13 protein-coding genes are annotated in these 16613 nt (G+C 72.9%); 8 read left to right on the top strand and 5 right to left on the bottom strand.

Annotated elements, in window-relative coordinates; genetic code table 11:
* Positions 1-232: 232 nt before the first annotated feature.
* The 7 genes from KS423_RS17900 (at position 233) to KS423_RS17870 (ending at position 8634) form a co-directional block, all read left to right on the top strand.
* Complete coding sequence (locus tag KS423_RS17900) at positions 233-1693, top strand: catalase (RefSeq protein WP_224280510.1); 1461 nt, start codon at positions 233-235, stop codon at positions 1691-1693.
* Positions 1694-2028: 335 nt separating this feature from the next.
* Positions 2029-2808 (top strand): IclR family transcriptional regulator, encoded by a 780-nt coding sequence (locus KS423_RS17895; protein ID WP_374119936.1) that lies wholly within the window; start codon positions 2029-2031, stop codon positions 2806-2808.
* 206 nt (positions 2809-3014) lie between these two features.
* Positions 3015-3932, top strand: coding sequence for a metal-dependent hydrolase (locus KS423_RS17890; protein ID WP_224277670.1), 918 nt, complete (start codon positions 3015-3017; stop codon positions 3930-3932).
* A gap of 172 nt (positions 3933-4104) precedes the next feature.
* Positions 4105-5193, top strand: coding sequence for a PDR/VanB family oxidoreductase (locus KS423_RS17885; RefSeq protein ID WP_224277667.1), 1089 nt, complete (start codon positions 4105-4107; stop codon positions 5191-5193).
* 13 nt (positions 5194-5206) lie between these two features.
* Positions 5207-6187: a M24 family metallopeptidase gene (locus KS423_RS17880; RefSeq protein WP_224277665.1), complete on the top strand. Its 981-nt coding sequence runs from the start codon at positions 5207-5209 to the stop codon at positions 6185-6187.
* A complete protein-coding gene (locus tag KS423_RS17875) occupies positions 6184-7944 on the top strand; it encodes an SDR family oxidoreductase (protein ID WP_224277663.1) in 1761 nt (586 codons plus the stop codon). The genes KS423_RS17880 and KS423_RS17875 overlap by 4 nt, the downstream gene beginning before the upstream one ends.
* Positions 7945-8013: 69 nt before the next feature.
* A complete protein-coding gene (locus KS423_RS17870; RefSeq protein WP_224277661.1) occupies positions 8014-8634 on the top strand; it encodes a LysE family translocator in 621 nt (206 codons plus the stop codon).
* Positions 8635-8815: 181 nt separating this feature from the next.
* Here KS423_RS17870 and KS423_RS17865 read toward each other — a convergent pair whose 3' ends face one another.
* The 5 genes from KS423_RS17865 to KS423_RS17845 all read right to left on the bottom strand — a co-directional run bounded on the left by KS423_RS17865 (position 8816) and on the right by KS423_RS17845 (position 15645).
* Entirely contained in the window at positions 8816-10012 is a 1197-nt protein-coding gene (locus tag KS423_RS17865) for an XdhC/CoxI family protein (RefSeq protein ID WP_224277659.1), read from the bottom strand.
* Positions 10013-10144: 132 nt separating this feature from the next.
* A complete protein-coding gene (locus KS423_RS17860; protein WP_224277657.1) occupies positions 10145-11626 on the bottom strand; it encodes an NCS2 family permease in 1482 nt (493 codons plus the stop codon).
* A gap of 271 nt (positions 11627-11897) precedes the next feature.
* Positions 11898-14249, bottom strand: coding sequence for a xanthine dehydrogenase subunit D (gene pucD, locus KS423_RS17855; protein ID WP_224277676.1), 2352 nt, complete (start codon positions 14247-14249; stop codon positions 11898-11900).
* 23 nt (positions 14250-14272) lie between these two features.
* The gene (locus tag KS423_RS17850) at positions 14273-14761 is read right to left on the bottom strand and encodes a (2Fe-2S)-binding protein (protein ID WP_224277655.1); all 489 of its coding nucleotides are present in this window, start codon (positions 14759-14761) and stop codon (positions 14273-14275) included.
* A complete protein-coding gene (locus tag KS423_RS17845) occupies positions 14758-15645 on the bottom strand; it encodes a xanthine dehydrogenase family protein subunit M (RefSeq protein WP_224277653.1) in 888 nt (295 codons plus the stop codon). The genes KS423_RS17850 and KS423_RS17845 overlap by 4 nt, the downstream gene beginning before the upstream one ends.
* A gap of 300 nt (positions 15646-15945) precedes the next feature.
* On the opposite strand from KS423_RS17845, the gene KS423_RS17840 reads away from it, so the two are divergent.
* Positions 15946-16613 (top strand): PucR family transcriptional regulator ligand-binding domain-containing protein (locus KS423_RS17840; protein WP_224280508.1); only part of this gene is annotated, 668 nt, incomplete at its 3' end.

The following is a 16613-nucleotide window of genomic DNA, read 5'->3' as shown; positions in this document are numbered from 1 at the left end:
GGGCCGGGCTCGGCGCCGACGAGGCCGCCGCGCTGACCGCCGCCCGCCCGGCGGCCGGGCCGGCCGCGGCCGAGACCGTCGTCCGGAGCCTGTTCGGCAACTGACCGGCCGCCACCGCCATCTCCTCGGCGCTCCTCGGCGCTCCTCGGTGCCGAATTTGACGTCACGTCACGTCACGTCACGTCACATCACTCTCCACGCACCGCCGTTATCGACACCTGAAGGACCCTCCATGTCCAAGATCCTGACCACGGAGTCCGGCGCCCCGGTCGCCGACAACCAGAACTCGGCATCGGCCGGCGAGTACGGCCCGCTGCTGATCCAGGACCAGCAGCTGCTGGAGAAGCTGGCCCGGTTCAACCGCGAGCGCATCCCGGAGCGCGTGGTGCACGCCCGCGGCTCCGGTGCGTACGGCTACTTCGAGGTCACCGACGAGGTCGCGCGGTACACCCGGGCGGGCTTCCTCTCCGAGGTCGGCAAGCGCACCGAGGTCTTCCTGCGCTTCTCCACCGTGGCCGGCAACCTGGGCGCGAGCGACGCGGTGCGCGACCCGCGCGGGTTCGCGGTGAAGTTCTACACCGAGGAGGGCAACTACGACCTCGTCGGCAACAACACCCCGGTGTTCTTCATCAAGGACCCGATCAAGTTTCCCGACTTCATCCACTCGCAGAAGCGCGACCCGTACACCGGCGTGCAGGAGGCGGACAACGTCTGGGACTTCTGGGCCCACTCGCCGGCCTCGACCCACCAGATCACCTGGCTGTTCGGCGACCGCGGCATCCCCGCCTCGTACCGCCACATGAACGGCTACGGCTCGCACACCTACCAGTGGGTCAACGCCGACGGCGACGCGTACTGGGTGAAGTACCACTTCAAGACCAACCAGGGCATCCGCTGCCTGGACGGCGCCCAGGCCGCCGAGACGGTCGGCGGAGACGCCGACTCGCACCAGCGCGACCTCCACCAGGCCATCGAGCGCGGGGTGTTCCCGTCCTGGACCCTCTACGTCCAGCTGATGCCGGTCGCCGAGGCCGCGGACTACCGCTTCAACCCCTTCGACCTCACCAAGGTGTGGCCGCACATCGACTACCCGCTGGTCAAGGTCGGCCGCCTGGTACTCAACAGGAACCCGGAGAACGTCTTCGCCGAGGTCGAGCAGGCCGCGTTCTCGCCGAACAACTTCGTGCCCGGCACCGGCCCGTCCCCGGACAAGATGCTCCAGGGCCGCCTGTTCGCCTACGCGGACGCCCAGCGCTACCGCCTCGGCGTCAACCACACCCAGCTGCCGGTGAACGCCCCGCGCGCCACCGAGGCCGCCAACTACGGCCGGGACGGCTACATGGCCGCCAACAGCGCCGGTCGCGGCAAGAACTACGAGCCCAACTCGTACGACGGCCCTGCCCAGACCGGCGACGTACTGGCCACGCCGGTCGCGGTGGCGGGCCACACCGGCACCTACACCACCCCGGCGCACACCAAGGACGACGACTTCTTCCAGGCCGGCGAGCTGTACCGGCTGATGTCCGCAGGTGAGAGGACCCGCCTGATCGACAACATCGCGGGCTTCCTGGCGCAGGTCTCGCGTGACGACGTGGTGGAGAAGAACCTCGCCCACTTCCACGCTGCGGACGAGGAGTACGGCGCCCGGCTGGCCGCCGCCGTCGCCAAGCTGCGGGCGGGCGACGAGAGCTGACACCTCCCGCACGACGGGCCCTTCCACCGGGGCAGTGGGACGGGGCCCGTCGTGGTGTCGCCGACGTCAGCCGGTTCCGGCGGTGATCGTCCGGGCCCGGCCGTCCGGGAACCGGACGTACCCGCGCGCGGCGACCGGCTGGTTCGCCCCCCGGACCATGGCGGTCCAGAACGGCGGGGTCCTGCCGTCGAGGGACTCGCAGTCCGTCAACGGCCCGGCGGCTTCTGCACGGAACGTCCACGGATATGTACGGACGGCAGCCGTCGGAGCCGCTGGGTCGATACGCTGGTGGGTGCCCGCGGTCGCTCCGTGGGGGGACATCGGAAGGGGACGACATGTCGACACCAGCCCCGGGTCGTCACGCCGCGCTGGACCAGGGTCTGATGGGCCCGCTCACCTCCCTCCAGCACGCCCTCAGACTGCTGGAGGCGGTCGACCGCCACCCCGACGGCGCCACCCTGGTGTCCCTCGCCAGGGAGACCTCGCTCGGGCTTCCGACCGTGCGTCGGCTCGCCGAGATCCTGGAGGTCGAGGGCTACCTCCAGTGTCAGGACGGGGGTTGGCTGCTGGGCGGCACCTTCGCCCTGCTCGGCCAGCACAACCGGGAGCAGCTGGTGAAGGCCCGACTCGACCGCAAGCTCGCCGAACTCCGGGACGAGTTGGGTGCCGCGGTGTACTTCAGCCGGTACCACGACGGTGAGTTGACGGTGGAGGCGGTCTCGGCCGCCGACTGCGCGCCGGCCGTGCAGGAATGGGTGGACTTCCGGGCCACCGCGCACGCCAGCGCGATCGGCAAGTGCCTGCTCAGCCAGCTGGACGCGGACGGCCGGCGCGACCACCTCTCCCGGCACCCGGTCGCCCGGCTCACCTCCCACACCGTCACCGACGCCGACCAGCTGATGCACCGGCTGGAGCGACAGCCGGCCACGGTGCCGGTGCTGGACATCCAGGAGTACGCGCTGGGCACGGTGTGCGCGGCCGTGCCGATCACGGCGGGCAGCACGGTCGGCTGCCTGGCCACCTCGATGCCGGTGGACAACATCCACAAACTGAAGGCCGCCGCGGAGCTGCTCGCGGCCCGGGCGGCGCCGCTGATGCTGGCGATGGCGGTCTGACGGCCGGCCGACGACCGCGCACATGAGTTCGAGGAAGCCCTGCCGGGAAGTCGGCGGGGCTTCGCGCGTTTCCCGCGGTGGCCGCCGGTGTGCGGCACTTATTAGACTCGATGTCGATAAGACTCGCCGAGGCCCTTGTCCCGGGGGCTACCCGCGAGTACGTTTCCCTGAGCCGAGCCGCCGCCCCCAGGTCAGGAGGGCCTGCCATGCCCCGTTCCGCCCCCGTCCCCGCCCTCGCCGCCCCCGCGGCGCGCGTGCACGACGGCCTCGTCCTGGAGCCCCGGGACGTCCACTTCGAATGGGCCCAGCTGCCGCTGCACTGGATCCCTGACGAGCCGATGGCCACCCACGTCATCAACGTGCTGCACCTGCTGCTGCCGGAGGGGGAGCGGTGGTTCGTCAAGGTGTTCAAGGAGGCGCTGCCGCTCATCCGGGACGAGCAACTGCGCGAGGAGGTCCTTGGGTTCATCGGGCAGGAGGCCATTCACGCCGAGGCGCACCAGGAGGTCCTGGACCACCTGCTCGGCCAGGGGCTCGACCCGCGGCCGTACGTCCGGCAGATCTCCTGGCTGTTCCGGCGCGTCCTCGGCGACAAGCCGGGGCTGACGCCGGCCCGGCGACGGGAGAACCTCATCGAGCGGGTCGCCTTCATCGCGGCAATCGAGCACTTCACCGCCTTCCTCGGCAACTGGGCGCTCAACTCCCCGGGCCTGGACCGGGCCAAGGCCGACCCGACCATGCTGGACCTGCTGCGCTGGCACGGCGCGGAGGAGGTCGAGCACCGCAGTGTCGCCTACGACCTGATGGTGCACCTGGACCCGGGCTACCTGCGCCGGGTGCGCGGGATGGTGTTCTCCGGGCCGCTGCTGGTCCACCTCTGGGTGCGCGGCGCCCGCTTCCTGCTCGCCGCCGACCCCACCCTGAAGGGGCGGCTCAAGCCCACCTGGCGGGAGGCGGGCCGGATCGCCAGGCGCGGACTGCTGCCGGACCCGGTCAAGTCGATCCGCTCCGGGCTGCGCTACCTGCGGCCGGGCTACCACCCGACCCAGGAGGGCTCGTCCAGCCAGGCGCTGGGCTACCTCGCCACCTCCCCGGCCGCCCGTGCGGCCGCCGGGCGCGGCTGACGGGTGACGGGGTTCAGAGTTCAGAGTTTGGAGTTCAGAGTTCAGCGAACAGAAAACGTTATCTGTTCGCTGAACTCTGTTCGCCGGACTCCGAAGTCTGACGTCTGAAACCTGTCACCCGCTCCCCGCCACCCGCCGCCCGCCCTCTCCCGACGCCCAAGGATCCCGCCGGATGGACCTGCTCACCCCACCCCCCGACCTCTACGGCCGCCCCCGCGCCGACGGCTTCATCCGATGGCTCACCGCCTTCGGCGACCGGTACTCCCCGGCCCTCGGCGGCCCGCTGCTGCGCCGCAACCCCCGCCGGCCGCTCAGCCGCCCCACTCAGCCGCTCCGGCTGGTCGTCGCCGAGCGCCGCCAACTGACCGCCGACGTCATCGAGTTGATACTCGTCGACCCCTCCGGCGGCCCGCTGCCCGGCTGGCAGCCCGGCGCCCACCTGCGCCTCGCCCTGCCCTCCGGCCGCGAGCGCCACTACTCCCTCAGCGGCGACCCGGCCGACCGCACCGCCTACTCCATCGCCGTCCGGCGGCTGCCCGAGGGCGGCGGCGGGTCCGTCGAGGTCCACGACGCGCTGTACCCCGGCACCCGGCTCACCGCCCGCCGCCCGCGCAACGGCTTCGCCTTCTGCGCCGAGCCCGCCGTCCTCCTGCTGGCAGGCGGCATCGGCATCACCCCGCTGCTCCCGATGGCCCGCGAGGCGCAGCGGCACGGCCTGGACTGGCGCCTGGTGCACGTCGGCCGCAGCGCCGACACCCTCCCGTACACGGACGAGCTGCGCGCCCTCGACCCGCACCGGGTGGTGCTGCGCACCGACGACGAGCACGGCGGCGTCCCCACCGGCCCGGAGCTGCTCGCCCTCGCCCCGCGTGGCGCCGCCGTCTACTGCTGCGGGCCGGCCCCGATGCTCGCCGCCGTGCAGCGTGCCCTGGACGGTTCCCCGGCCGCCTCCCTGCACTTCGAGCGCTTCGGCGCCGCCCCGGTCACCGGCGGTGAGCCGTTCACCGTCCGCCTCGGCACCGAAGGCCCCACCCTCGACGTCCCCGCCGACCGTTCCGCCCTGGACGTGCTGCGCGAGACCCGACCGGACCTCCCGTACTCCTGCCACCAGGGCTTCTGCGGCACCTGCGAGGTCCGCGTGCTGGCCGGCTCGCCCGACCACCGGGACCGCCGCCTCACCCCCGAGCAGCGTGCCGCCGGCGCCCTGCTGCCCTGTGTCTCCCGGGCCGCCGAGGGCGAGACCCTCGTGCTCGACCTCTAGAAGGAGTCCTGCCATGGCGAAAGCGACCCCCGCCTTCCGCTACACCGAGCGCGACCTCGCCCGCTTCCGCGAGACCCAGCAGCTCGCCTACGACTGCGCCGAACAGGTCGCCGCCTGGATCGAACCCGGCGTCACCGAGCGGCAGGCCACTGCCGAGCTGCGCCGCCGCCTGGTCGCCGCCGGGGTCCAGGACTTCTTCCACGTCCCCTTCGCCTGGTTCGGCGACCGGACGGCGTTCCGGCACTTCCGCACCCCGCTGCAGTTCTTCGCCGGCAACCGACGGCTGGAGGAGGGCATGCCGTACGTACTGGACTGCGCGCCCGTGGTGGACGGCTACACCGCCGACATCGGCTACGGCGGCAAGGTCGGCGAGAACCGGGTCTGGGACCGCCTGGCCGCCGACCTGAAGGTCTACCGCGAGCTGATCCTCGTCGAGGTGCGGGCCCGCAAGCCGCTCGCCGAGGTGTACGCCGCGGTGGACGCCCAGCTCGCCGCGCACGGCTACGACAACCGCCACCAGGTCTACCCGGGCCGGGTGATCGGCCATCAGGTCACCCGCAACACCGCGCGCGGCCCGGCCGGGGTGAACGTCTTCGGCTTCGGCGTGCGCACCCTCCAGACCCTCGGCCGCGAGCTCATCTCCGAACGCCTGCACGGCCGTTCGCCGCTCTGGGCGGACGGTCGCTCCTCCCGGCACGCGCCCACCCCGGGCCTGTGGGCGGTCGAGCCGCACATCGGCTTCCGCGGCGTGGGCATCAAGTTCGAGGAGCTGCTGGTGGTCACCGAGGACGACGCCTACTGGCTCGACGACGACCTGCCGCACGTCCGCCGTTGGACCGCCACCGCCGGGCAGACTGCCGTCGAGCCGACCACCGTCGAGCCGACCACCGCCGAGCAGACCGCCACCGGGCAGACTGCCGTCGAGCCGACCACCGAGCGGGCCGCCACCGAGCCGACCGCTGCCGAGCCGACCACCCTGGAGGCCACCCGATGACGCACCCGACGACCAGCCGGACGAAGCGCCCGGCGGCGCCCCCGGTCCGCCGCCGCACCGTCCACTCCGGCGGCCTCGCGCTCGCCGTCTTCGAGCAGGGCGACCCGGGCGCCCCCACCGTCCTCCTTGTGCACGGCTACCCCGACTCCCACGCCGTCTGGGACGACATCGCCGCCGACCTCGCCCGCGACCACCACGTGGTCCGCTACGACGTGCGCGGCGCCGGCGAGTCGGCCGCCCCCGCCGACCGGTCCGGCTACCGCCTGGAGCAGCTCGCCGAGGACCTGTTCGCCGTCGCCGACGCCGTCAGCCCGGACCGCCCGGTGCACCTGCTCGCCCACGACTGGGGCTCGATCCAGTCCTGGGAGGCCGTCACCGCACCCGGCGCCGAGCGCCGGATCGCCTCGTACACCACCCTGTCCGGCCCCAGCCTGGACCACATGGGCCACTGGCTGCGCCACCGGCTGCGCCGCCCCACCCCGCGCCACCTGGGGCAGCTGCTGCACCAGGGCCTGCACTCCTGGTACATCACCGCCTTCCACCTGCCCTACCTCGCCCCCGGCATCTGGCGCCTCGGCCTGGCCCGGGCCTGGCCGCGGGTGCTGCGCGACCTGGAGCACGTCACCCCGCGCGCCGACCACCCGCAGCCCACCCTGCGCCGCGACGCGGTCCGCGGCATCGAGCTGTACCGGGCCAACTTCCGCCCCACCCTGGGCCGTCCGCGCGAACGGCGGACCGAGGTGCCGGTCCAGCTGATCACCCTCACCCGGGACCGGTACGTCGGCACCTACCTCTCCGAGGGACTGGAGCGCTGGGTGAGCGACCTGACCCGCAGGACGCTGCACGCCGGCCACTGGTCGGCGCTGCTGGAGAAGGGAGCCACCGTGGCCGGACTGGTCCGCGAGTTCACCGCCCGCATCGACGAGGGGCGGTCCCGACCGGCCGAGGGCGACGGCCGGCTGGTCGTGGTCACCGGCGGCGGCAGCGGCATCGGCCGGGCCACCGCGCTCGCCTTCGCCGAGGACGGTGCCCGGGTGGTGGTCTGCGACCTCGACCTCGCGGCTGCCGAGCGCACCGCCGAGCTGGCCTCGCTGATCGGTCCGAAGGCACACGCCCACCGGGTGGACGTCTCCGACGGCGCCGCGATGGACGCCTTCGCACAGACCGTCGCCGCCGAGTACGGGGTGCCCGACGTGATGGTCAACAACGCGGGCATCGGCCACTCCGGGACGTTCCTGCAGACCACCGAGAAGGAGTGGCAGCGGGTCCTGGACGTCAACCTCTGGGGCGTGATCCACGGCTGCCGCGCCTTCGGCACCCTGATGGCCGACCGCGGCCAGGGCGGCCACATCGTCAACGTCTCCTCCGCCGCGGCCTACCTGCCCTCCAAGGCGCTCACCGCCTACGCCACCAGCAAGGCCGCGGTGTTCATGCTCTCCGACTGCCTGCGCGCCGAGTTGGTCGGCCACGGCATCGGCGTCTCCACCATCTGCCCCGGCATCGTCAACACCAACATCACCCGCACCTCCACCTTCTCCGCCACCACCTCCACCGAACAGGCCGCCAAGCAGGCCCGCGCCGCGAAGCTCTACGCCCGCCGCGGCTTCCCGCCGGAGAAGGTCGCCACCGCCATCCTCACCGCGGTCCGCACCGGCAGGCCCGTGGTCCCCGTCACCCCCGAGGCCAAGGCCGCCCGACTGCTCTCCCGGCTCAGCCCCGGCCTCCTCCGCCTCGCCGCCCGCCTCAACGTCACCTGACCCGGTCGCCGGCAGATACGCCCCGGGTGGCCCGCAGCGCCGCCCGGGGCTGTGAGAGCATCGAGGCCCATGGAGATGACGACGGCCCTGTGGTCCTTCGCCCTTGTCGTGGGGCTGCTCACGCTCACGCCCGGGCTCGACACCGCGCTGATCCTGCGGACCTCGGCCCTGGGGCGCCGACGGCAGGCGTGGGGGGTCGTGCTGGGGATCCAGACCGGGACACTGCTCTGGGGGACGCTGACCTCGGCCGGGGTGACGGCGCTGCTGACCGCCTCGCAGGTGGCGTACGAGATCCTGCGCTGGGCGGGCGCCGCGTACCTGGTGTGGATGGGCATCGGGATGCTGCGCAAGCGGGGCGGCGAGGCGGCGGCCGAGGAGGAGCCGGAGGACGGCGGGTTCGCGCACGGCTGGCGGCGGGGCACGCTGACCAACCTGCTGAACCCCAAGGTCGGGGTCTTCTACGTGGCCGTGCTGCCGCAGTTCATCCCGGCCGGCGCCCCGCACTTCGTCGCCGGTGTGGCGCTGACCTGCGTACACGTCGTGGAGGGCCTGCTCTGGTCGACCGTCCTGGTGGGCTTCGCCCAGGTGCTGCGCGGCTGGCTGCGCCGGCCGGCCGCCCGGCGGCTGATGGACCGGGTGACCGGCGCGGTCGTGGTGGGCTTCGGCGTGAAGCTGGCGCTGACCGACTGACCGACTGACCGACTGACCGACTGACCGCCTGACCGAGGCCGTCGCCCGGGCCCCGGTGGCGACCTCCGGCAGGGCACGCGTGATCCCTGCTCCTTCCCCGGGCTCGGGGCGGGTCCGCACCTCCGGCCGCCCGTCGCGCCGGTGGCCACGCAACGTGAGCGGCGCCGGAGCCGTGTGCGGCTCAGGCCGCGTGGGTACGGGGCGTCGGGCCGCCCGCCGTGTCACCCTCCGTCGCCGTTCGCGACACGTCGTGGTGGATCGGCCCGTCCGAGGCACTCAGCGGCAGGCAGCTGCCGCCGCGTCGGTGGGCGATGATCTCGGCGGCGACCGAGACCGCCGTCTCCTCCGGGGTCCGCGAGCCGAGGTCCAGCCCGATCGGGGAGCGCAGCCGGGCCAGTTCGGCCTCGGTGAGCCCCGCCTCGCGCAGCCGGGCCGCGCGGTCCCGGTGGGTGCGGCGCGAGCCCATCGCGCCGACGTAGCCGACCGGCAGCCGCAGGGCGCGTTCCAGCAGCGGGATGTCGAACTTGGCGTCGTGCGTGAGCACGCAGAGCACGGTCCGCCCGTCGATCCGGCCGAGCTGGGAGTCCAGGTAGCGGTGCGGCCAGTCGACCGCCACCTCGTCGGCCTCGGGGAAGCGGCGGGCGGTGGCGAAGACCGGCCGGGCGTCGCAGACGGTCACGTGGTAGCCCAGGAACTTTCCGATCCGCACCACCGCGGCCGCGAAGTCGATCGCCCCGAACACCAGCATCCGCGGCGCGGGCACGTACGATTCGACGAAGCAGGTGACGGTGCCCTGCCGGTGCTCGTCGCAGAGGCGTCCGTCCAGGCCGAGCACGAGCCGGCCGGTGCGTCCGGCCTCCAGCATCGCCCGGGCCTGCGCGACGATCGCCCGCTCCAGCCCGCCGACCGTCGAGGGCGTCGGCGAGAGCACGCCGGCGACGCCGTCGGCGGTGACGGCCAGCGTGGCCCCGACCATCCGGCCCGGCCCGGCGATCACCCGCACCAGCGCCACCGGCGTGCCGGCCGCGATGTGCGCGATCCCGGCGTCCAGCCCGGCGTCGGCCCCCGGCACCACCGGCTGGACGAACACGTCCAGGACGCCGCCGCAGGTCAGACCCACCGCGAAGGCGTCCTCGTCGCTGTACCCGAAGCGTTCCAGCACCGGCCGGCCGCTCGCGATCGCGGCCTGGCACAGCTCGTACACCGCGCCCTCGACGCATCCGCCGGAGATGCTGCCGACCGCCTCGCCGTCCGCGTCCACGGCCAGCGCCGCCCCGGGGTCGCGCGGAGCGCTGCCGGAGACGCCGACCACGGTGGCCACGGCGAAGGAGCGCCCGGACGCGTGCCAGGCCCGCAGCTGCTCGGCGATGTCCTGCATAGGGAGGCTCCTTACACGGTTTCGACAGTAGCGGGAGGCGCCGCCGTACGGGAAACGATCCCGTACGGCGGCGGTAGTGCCCAGTGCGGCGGCGCCCGGCCGGCGGCGGCGCCCGGCCGGCGGTGCGGACGGCTAGTGCACGCCCAGCCAGGACTTGATCGGGGTGATCGCGAAGTACACCACGAACACCGCGGTGAGGATCCACATCAGCGGCCCGGGCTCGCGCGGGCGCCCCAGCCCGGCCTTGATGGCGGTGTACGAGATGACGCCGGCCGCGACGCCCGCGGTGATGCTGTACGTGAACGGCATCAGCGCGCAGGTGAGGAAGGCCGGGACGGCCACCTCCCGGTCGGACCAGTCGATGTGCCGGGCCTGGCTCATCATCATCGAGCCGATCACCACCAGGGCGGCCGAGGCCACCTCGACCGGGACGATCCCGGCGATCGGCGAGAAGAACAGCATCAGCGCGAACAGGGCGCCGGTGACGGTGGAGGCGAGCCCGGTGCGGGCGCCGTCGCCGACGCCGGTGGCGGACTCGACGAAGACGGTCTGCCCGGAGGCGCCCGCCAGGCCGCCGACCGCGCCGCCCGCGCCGTCGATGAACAGCGCCTTGGACAGCCCGGGCATCCGGCCCCGCCGGTCGGCCAGTCCGGCCTCGGTGCCGACGCCGATGATGGTGGCCATCGCGTCGAAGAAGCCGGCCAGCACCAGGGTGAACACCGCGACCGAGGCGCTGATCGCGCCCATGCCGCGGCCGCCGAACGCGCCGAACAGGTCGATGTCGCCGAACAGGCTGAAGTCGGGTGCGGAGACCGGGCTGCCGGGCCAGACCGGCACCGAGTTCTTCCAGGCCTCGGCCGGCACGTGCGCGGCCTTGTTGACGATCATCGCGAGCACGGTGCCGCCGGCGATGCCGATCAGGATCGCGCCGCGGACGCCGCGCGCCATCAGCACGAAGATCGTCAGCAGGGTGACGCAGAAGACCAGCACCGGCCAGCCGGCCAGCTCGCCGGTCGGGCCGAGCGAGAGCGGGGTGGGACCACCGGTGTGCATGAACCCGGCCTTGTAGAGGCCGATCACCGTGACGAACAGGCCGATGCCGATGGTGATGGCGTGCTTGAGTGGCAGCGGGATGCCGTTCATGATCCTTTCGCGCAGTCCGGAGACCACCAGCAGCACGATCAGCAGGCCGTAGATCACGCACAGGCCCATGGCCTGCGGCCAGGTGGTGTGCGGGACGACCAGCGCGGAGACCGCGCCGGAGACCGAGAGCCCGGCGGCGAGGGCGAGCGGCACATTGCCGACCAGGCCCATCAGGACGGTGGTGACGGCGGCGGCCAGCGCGGTGGCGGTGGTCAGCGCGGCGTGGTCCAGCTTGACGCCGGTGACGTCCGCGCCGCTCAGGATGAGCGGGTTGAGCAGGATGATGTACGCCATCGCCATGAAGGTGGTGAGCCCACCGCGCAGTTCGTCGGCGAGGGTCGATCCCCGGGCCGAGATCTTGAAGTAGGCGTCCAGTGCGCCGGTGGGGCGTGGTGCCGGGGGCGACGGGTGGGTGTCGTCCTCGACGGGTCTGTCTTCGGTGGTGCCGGGCTCCGTGGGGATCCTGGTCATGTCCACTCCCAAGTGTCAAAGGGGGTTGGGGTGGGCGAGCCGACCTGACTGCCGGTCAACGAAGCGGCGTAGGGGGACGTATCGACTCACTGGGGGCACTCGCGAGACGAGGGGAGTGCCGGCGGTGCATCCGAGCGTGGTGCGCACCGCTGCGAACCCCGGCGCGGGCAGGGCAGCGGAGGTGGGGGTGGGGGTGCCCCGGGGCGGCGGGGAGGACGGTCACCGCCCCGGGGGAGTGCCGACGGGCAGGCTGTTCCCGGCGGTTCGGCGCTCAGCCCGGCTGTTCGGTGGTCAGGTGCTCCGGCCGGACCGGGATCCGGTTGAGCGCCAGCCCGGTGGCGTTGCGGATGGCGGCCACGATGGACGGCGTCGCCGAGACTGTCGGCGCCTCGCCGACCCCGCGCAGCCCGTACGGCGCGTTGGGGTCGGGCAGTTCGAGCACCTCCACCGGGATCGGCGGGGTGTCCAGGATGGTGGGGATCAGGTAGTCGGTGAAGGAGGCGTTGCGCACCTTGCCGTCCCGCACGATGATCTCCTCCATCACCGCGAGGCCCAGGGCCTGGGTGCAGCCGCCCTGGATCTGGCCGACCACGGAGAGCGGGTTGAGCGCCTTGCCGACGTCCTGGACGGCGGTGAGCTCGACCACCTTGACCAGGCCGAGCTCCACGTCCACGTCCACCACCGCACGGTTGGCGCAGAAGCTGTACTGGACGTGGCCGAAGCCCTGACCGGTCTCCTTGTCGAAGGGCTGGGTGGGCCGGTGGTGGTGCTCGCGGGTGAGGTCGACGGCCTCGTCGCCGAGCAGGTCGGCCATGGAGACCAGCACCCCGGCGCTCTTCGAGACCACCTTGCCGCCGGCCAGCGCCAGGTCGTCGTGGGTCCAGCCGTAGCGCCGACGGCCCCTGTCGAGCAGCTCCCGGCGCACCGCCTCGGCGGCCAGCTTCACCGCGCCGCCGGTCATGTACGTCTGGCGCGAGGCGGAGGTCGAACCGGCCGACCCCACCTCGGTGTTGGCCGGATGGATGGTGACCTGCTCGACGCCCAGCTCGGTGCGGGCGATCTGGGCGTGCACGGTGACGCCGCCCTGGCCGACCTCGGCCATCGCGGTGTGCACCACGGCGACCGGTTCGCCGCCGATCACCTCCAGCCGCACCCGGGCGGTGGAGTAGTCGTCGAAGCCCTCGGAGAAGCCGACGTTCTTGATGCCGACCGAGTAGCCGACGCCGCGCACGATCCCCTCGCCGTGCGAGGTGTTGGACAGCGCGCCGGGCAGCCGGCGCAGGTCCGGGTGCTCGGTGTCCAGCGGCGGCGGCAGCGGCATCTCCTTGGCCCGCCGGAGCAGTTCGGCCACCGGCGCGGGCGAGTCGATCTGCTGGCCGGTGGGCATGAAGTCGCCTTCGGACATCGCGTTGAGCTGCCGCAACTCCACCGGGTCCATGCCCAGTTCGGCGGCCAGCTTGTCCATCTGCGACTCGTAGCCGAACGCCGCCTGCACCGCGCCGAAGCCGCGCATCGCCCCGCAGGACGGGTTGTTGCTGTACAGCGCGATGGCGTGCATCCGCACGTTCGGGATCACGTACGGGCCGTGCCCGAGCGAGGCCGCGTTGCCGACCACGGCGGGGGAGGCGGAGGCGTACGCGCCGCCGTCCAGGACGATCCGGCAGTCGGCGAAGACCAGCCTGCCGTCCCGGGTCGCGCCGTGCTCGTAGTGCATCCGCGCCGGGTGGCGGTGCACGTGGCCGAAGAAGGACTCGTCCCGGGAGTAGACGATCTTGACCGGCTTGCCGGTGTGCAGGGCCAGCAGGCAGGCGTGGATCTGCATCGACAGGTCCTCGCGGCCGCCGAACGCGCCGCCGACGCCGGCCAGGGTGAGCCGGATCTTCTCCTCCGGCAGGTCGAGCACCGGCGCCATCTGCTGGCGGTCGACGTGCAGCCACTGGGTGGCGACGTAGAGGTCGATGCCGCCGTCCTCGGCGGGCACCGCGAGGCCGGACTCCGGGCCGAGGAAGGCCTGGTCCTGCATGCCGACCTCGTAGTCGCCGCTGACGATCACGTCCGCCAGCGCCCGCACCTCGTCGGTCACGCCCAGGCCGGAGACGAGCTTCTGCTCGTGGCAGATGTTGCCGTGCGCATGGGACTTGTACTCGTGCGGCTCGTGCACGTACCCGTGCGTCTCCGGGTCGAGGCACTGCTCCTCGGTGACGATCGGGGTGAGCACCTCGTACTCGACCGCGATCTTCTTCACCGCGCGGCGGGCCGTCTCCGGATGGTCGGCGGCCACCAGCGCGATCGCCTCGCCGTGGTACCGGATCCTGTCGATGGCCAGGGCCGGCTGGTCCTGGATCTCCAGGCCGTAGTACTTGGAACCGGGGATGTCCTCGTGCGTCAGCACCGCGTGCACCCCGGGCACCTTGAGCGCCTCGGAGATGTCCACCGAGAGGATGTTCGCCCGGGGGTGCGGCGAGCGCAGTGCCGTGCCCCAGAGCATGTCCTCGTGCCACAGGTCGGAGGAGTAGGCGAACTCGCCCCGGACCTTCAGGTTGCCGTCCGGGCGCAGCGGCGAGCCGCCGATGCCGTCCTTGGACGCCTGGTTGATGTTCTGGAGGTTCTTCTGCCCCTGGATGGTCCGCTGGATGGTCCGCTCGTTCACGCCGCACCGGCCTTCCCCGCGCACTTGCGGGCCGAAGCCAGCCGCACCGCGTCCATGATCTTCTCGTAGCCGGTGCAGCGGCACAGGTTGCCGGACAGCGCCTCGCGGATGTCGTCGTCGCTCGGCTGCGGGTCGTCCTCCAGCAGCGCGTCGGTCTGCACCAGCAGGCCGGGGGTGCAGAAGCCGCACTGGACGGCGCCGGCGTCGACGAACGCCTGCTGGACCAGGCCCAGTTCGCCGTCCTCCGTGCTCAGGCCCTCGACCGTGCGCACCTCGCGGTCCTGCACCTGGCCGGCCGCGACCAGGCAGGAGCAGACCGGGACGCCGTCCAGGTAGACCGTGCAGGAGCCGCACTCGCCCTGCTCGCAGGCGTTCTTCGAGCCCGGCAGGCCGACCCGCTCGCGCAGCACGTACAGCAGGCTCTCGCCCTCCCACACGTCGTCGGCCTCGACCGGCCTGCCGTTGGCGGTGAAAGTGACCCTCATGCCGCGCTCCTGATCTGCTTGCTGTAGTCGGTCCAGGTCCAGGTGAGGGTGCGGCGGGCCATCACGGCGAGCGCGTGCCGGCGGTAGTCGGCGGTGCCCCGGACGTCGTCGATCGGCGAGGCCGCGGCCTTCACCAGCTCGCCGAAGCGCTGGACCACCTCGGTGCCCAGCAGCTCCCCGGACTCCCACAGGCCGCGCTCGGCGAGCACGTTCTGGAGGTACTCCTCGGCCTCGACGGCGCGCCGCGGCGTGGGGGCGGCCGAGCCGATGCCGGTGCCGACGGTTCCGTTCCGGGGGTGCAGGGCGAAGCCGAACGCGCAGACCGCGATCACCATGGCGTTGCGGGTGCCGATCTTCGAGAACTGCTGCGGTCCGTCCGCCACCGGGATGTGCACGGTCCGGATCAGCTCGTCGGCCTCCAGGCTGTTGCGCTTCACCCCGACGTAGAAGTCGTCGATCGGAATCAGCCGGGTGCCGCGCACCGAGACCGCCTCGACGAACACGTCCCGCCCGGCCGCCAGCAGCGCCGGGTGCGAGTCGCCGGCCGGAGAGGCCGCCCCGAGGTTGCCGCCGACGCTGCCGCGGTTGCGGATCTGCGGCGAGCCGACGGTGCGGGCCGCCAGCGCCAGCCCGGGCAGCGGAGCGGACAGCTCCGCGATGATCCGGGCGTACGGGACCGCGGCGCCGAGCCTGACGACGCTGCCGTCGTTCGACCATTCGGCGAGTTCGGCGATGCGGTTCAGGTCGAGAATGGCGGATGGCCGGTGCACGTCGAAGTTCAGTTCGACCATGACGTCCGTGCCGCCCGAGACGGGCAGCGCGGTCGGGTACTCGGCCTTCGCCGCGAGCGCCTCGTCCCAGGTGGCGGGCCGAAGAAACTCCATGCGGGTGTCTCCTCAAGTCGTCGCCCGCCGGGTGTCCGGCGGCGTGTCGCCCAGTGAACCGCTGTGACGCGGCCCACTGGCAGTCACCGATGGCATGAAGCCCCGGCTGTGAGCCCGCCCGGCATCCTGTACGTTCCTCTAAGGAGGAGAATCTCGCAGCCCAGGTGTTCACCGGGTGCTACCTACGACCGTAATCCGGCCGTGACGCGCGGGCTACGGGCCCGCGCGCACACCCGTTCGGCCAGGCCCTATCGTTACCCCTTCATCCCTCCCCCCCCAGCCCCGTTAAGGAGTCCGCGGATGCGCGTCCGTGACCTGCTCGCCCCCGGCGCCCCGCGACTGCGCCTGCTCGCGGCCGAGGAAGAGCTGGACCGGCAGGTCAGCGGTGTGATGACGACGGACCTCCAGGACCCGGGCCGCTACCTGCACGGCGGCGAACTGGTGCTCACCGGCATGCTCTGGCGCACCGTCCCGGCCGACTCCGAGCGCTTCGTCCGCACCCTCGCGGCCGGCGGCGCGGTCGCCCTGGCCGCCGGCGAGGCCGAGGTCGGCCCGGTGCCCGAGGACCTGGTCGAGGCCTGTCGCCGGCACCGGATGCCGCTGCTCGCCGTCCCCGACGACATCGCCTTCGGCACCGTGACCGAGTTCATCGGCCGCCAGGTCTCCGCCGACCGCGCGGCCGACCTCGCCGCCCTGGTCGACCGGCACCGCCTGCTGGTCTCGGCGGCCGGCGGCGGCGGACTGGACGCGGTGCTGGACCTGCTCGGCGGCGACCTCGACCTGGACTGCTGGGTGCTCACCCCGACCGGCGCGGTGATCGCCGGCCCCGCGGACCGGCTCTCCGCCCAGGACCGCGACCAGCTGGTCCGCGCCCACCTCGCCGCCCAGCGCCAGCGCCGCCGCCCCCCGCACCGGGTCCGGCTGGCGGCCGGCTCCTACTCGCTGCTGCCCGCCCCGGCCTCCGCTCG

Origin of the sequence: Streptomyces sp. LS1784 (assembly GCF_020103755.1) — a bacterium.
Taxonomy (GTDB): domain Bacteria; phylum Actinomycetota; class Actinomycetes; order Streptomycetales; family Streptomycetaceae; genus Kitasatospora.
The sequence above is the reverse complement of the archived record's forward strand: the minus strand, read 5'-3'. Positions and strand labels throughout refer to the sequence as shown.

Excerpts from the sequence above, each read along its gene's own strand:
- KS423_RS17900 (WP_224280510.1), top strand. The coding sequence starts at position 233 with ATGTCCAAGATCCTGACCACGGAGTCCGGCGCCCCGGTCGCCGACAAC.
- KS423_RS17895 (WP_374119936.1), top strand. The coding sequence starts at position 2,029 with ATGTCGACACCAGCCCCGGGTCGTCACGCCGCGCTGGACCAGGGTCTG.
- KS423_RS17890 (WP_224277670.1), top strand. The coding sequence starts at position 3,015 with ATGCCCCGTTCCGCCCCCGTCCCCGCCCTCGCCGCCCCCGCGGCGCGC.
- KS423_RS17885 (WP_224277667.1), top strand. The coding sequence starts at position 4,105 with ATGGACCTGCTCACCCCACCCCCCGACCTCTACGGCCGCCCCCGCGCC.
- KS423_RS17880 (WP_224277665.1), top strand. The coding sequence starts at position 5,207 with ATGGCGAAAGCGACCCCCGCCTTCCGCTACACCGAGCGCGACCTCGCC.
- KS423_RS17875 (WP_224277663.1), top strand. The coding sequence starts at position 6,184 with ATGACGCACCCGACGACCAGCCGGACGAAGCGCCCGGCGGCGCCCCCG.
- KS423_RS17870 (WP_224277661.1), top strand. The coding sequence starts at position 8,014 with ATGGAGATGACGACGGCCCTGTGGTCCTTCGCCCTTGTCGTGGGGCTG.
- KS423_RS17865 (WP_224277659.1), bottom strand. The coding sequence starts at position 10,012 with ATGCAGGACATCGCCGAGCAGCTGCGGGCCTGGCACGCGTCCGGGCGC.
- KS423_RS17860 (WP_224277657.1), bottom strand. The coding sequence starts at position 11,626 with ATGACCAGGATCCCCACGGAGCCCGGCACCACCGAAGACAGACCCGTC.
- KS423_RS17850 (WP_224277655.1), bottom strand. The coding sequence starts at position 14,761 with ATGAGGGTCACTTTCACCGCCAACGGCAGGCCGGTCGAGGCCGACGAC.
- KS423_RS17845 (WP_224277653.1), bottom strand. The coding sequence starts at position 15,645 with ATGGAGTTTCTTCGGCCCGCCACCTGGGACGAGGCGCTCGCGGCGAAG.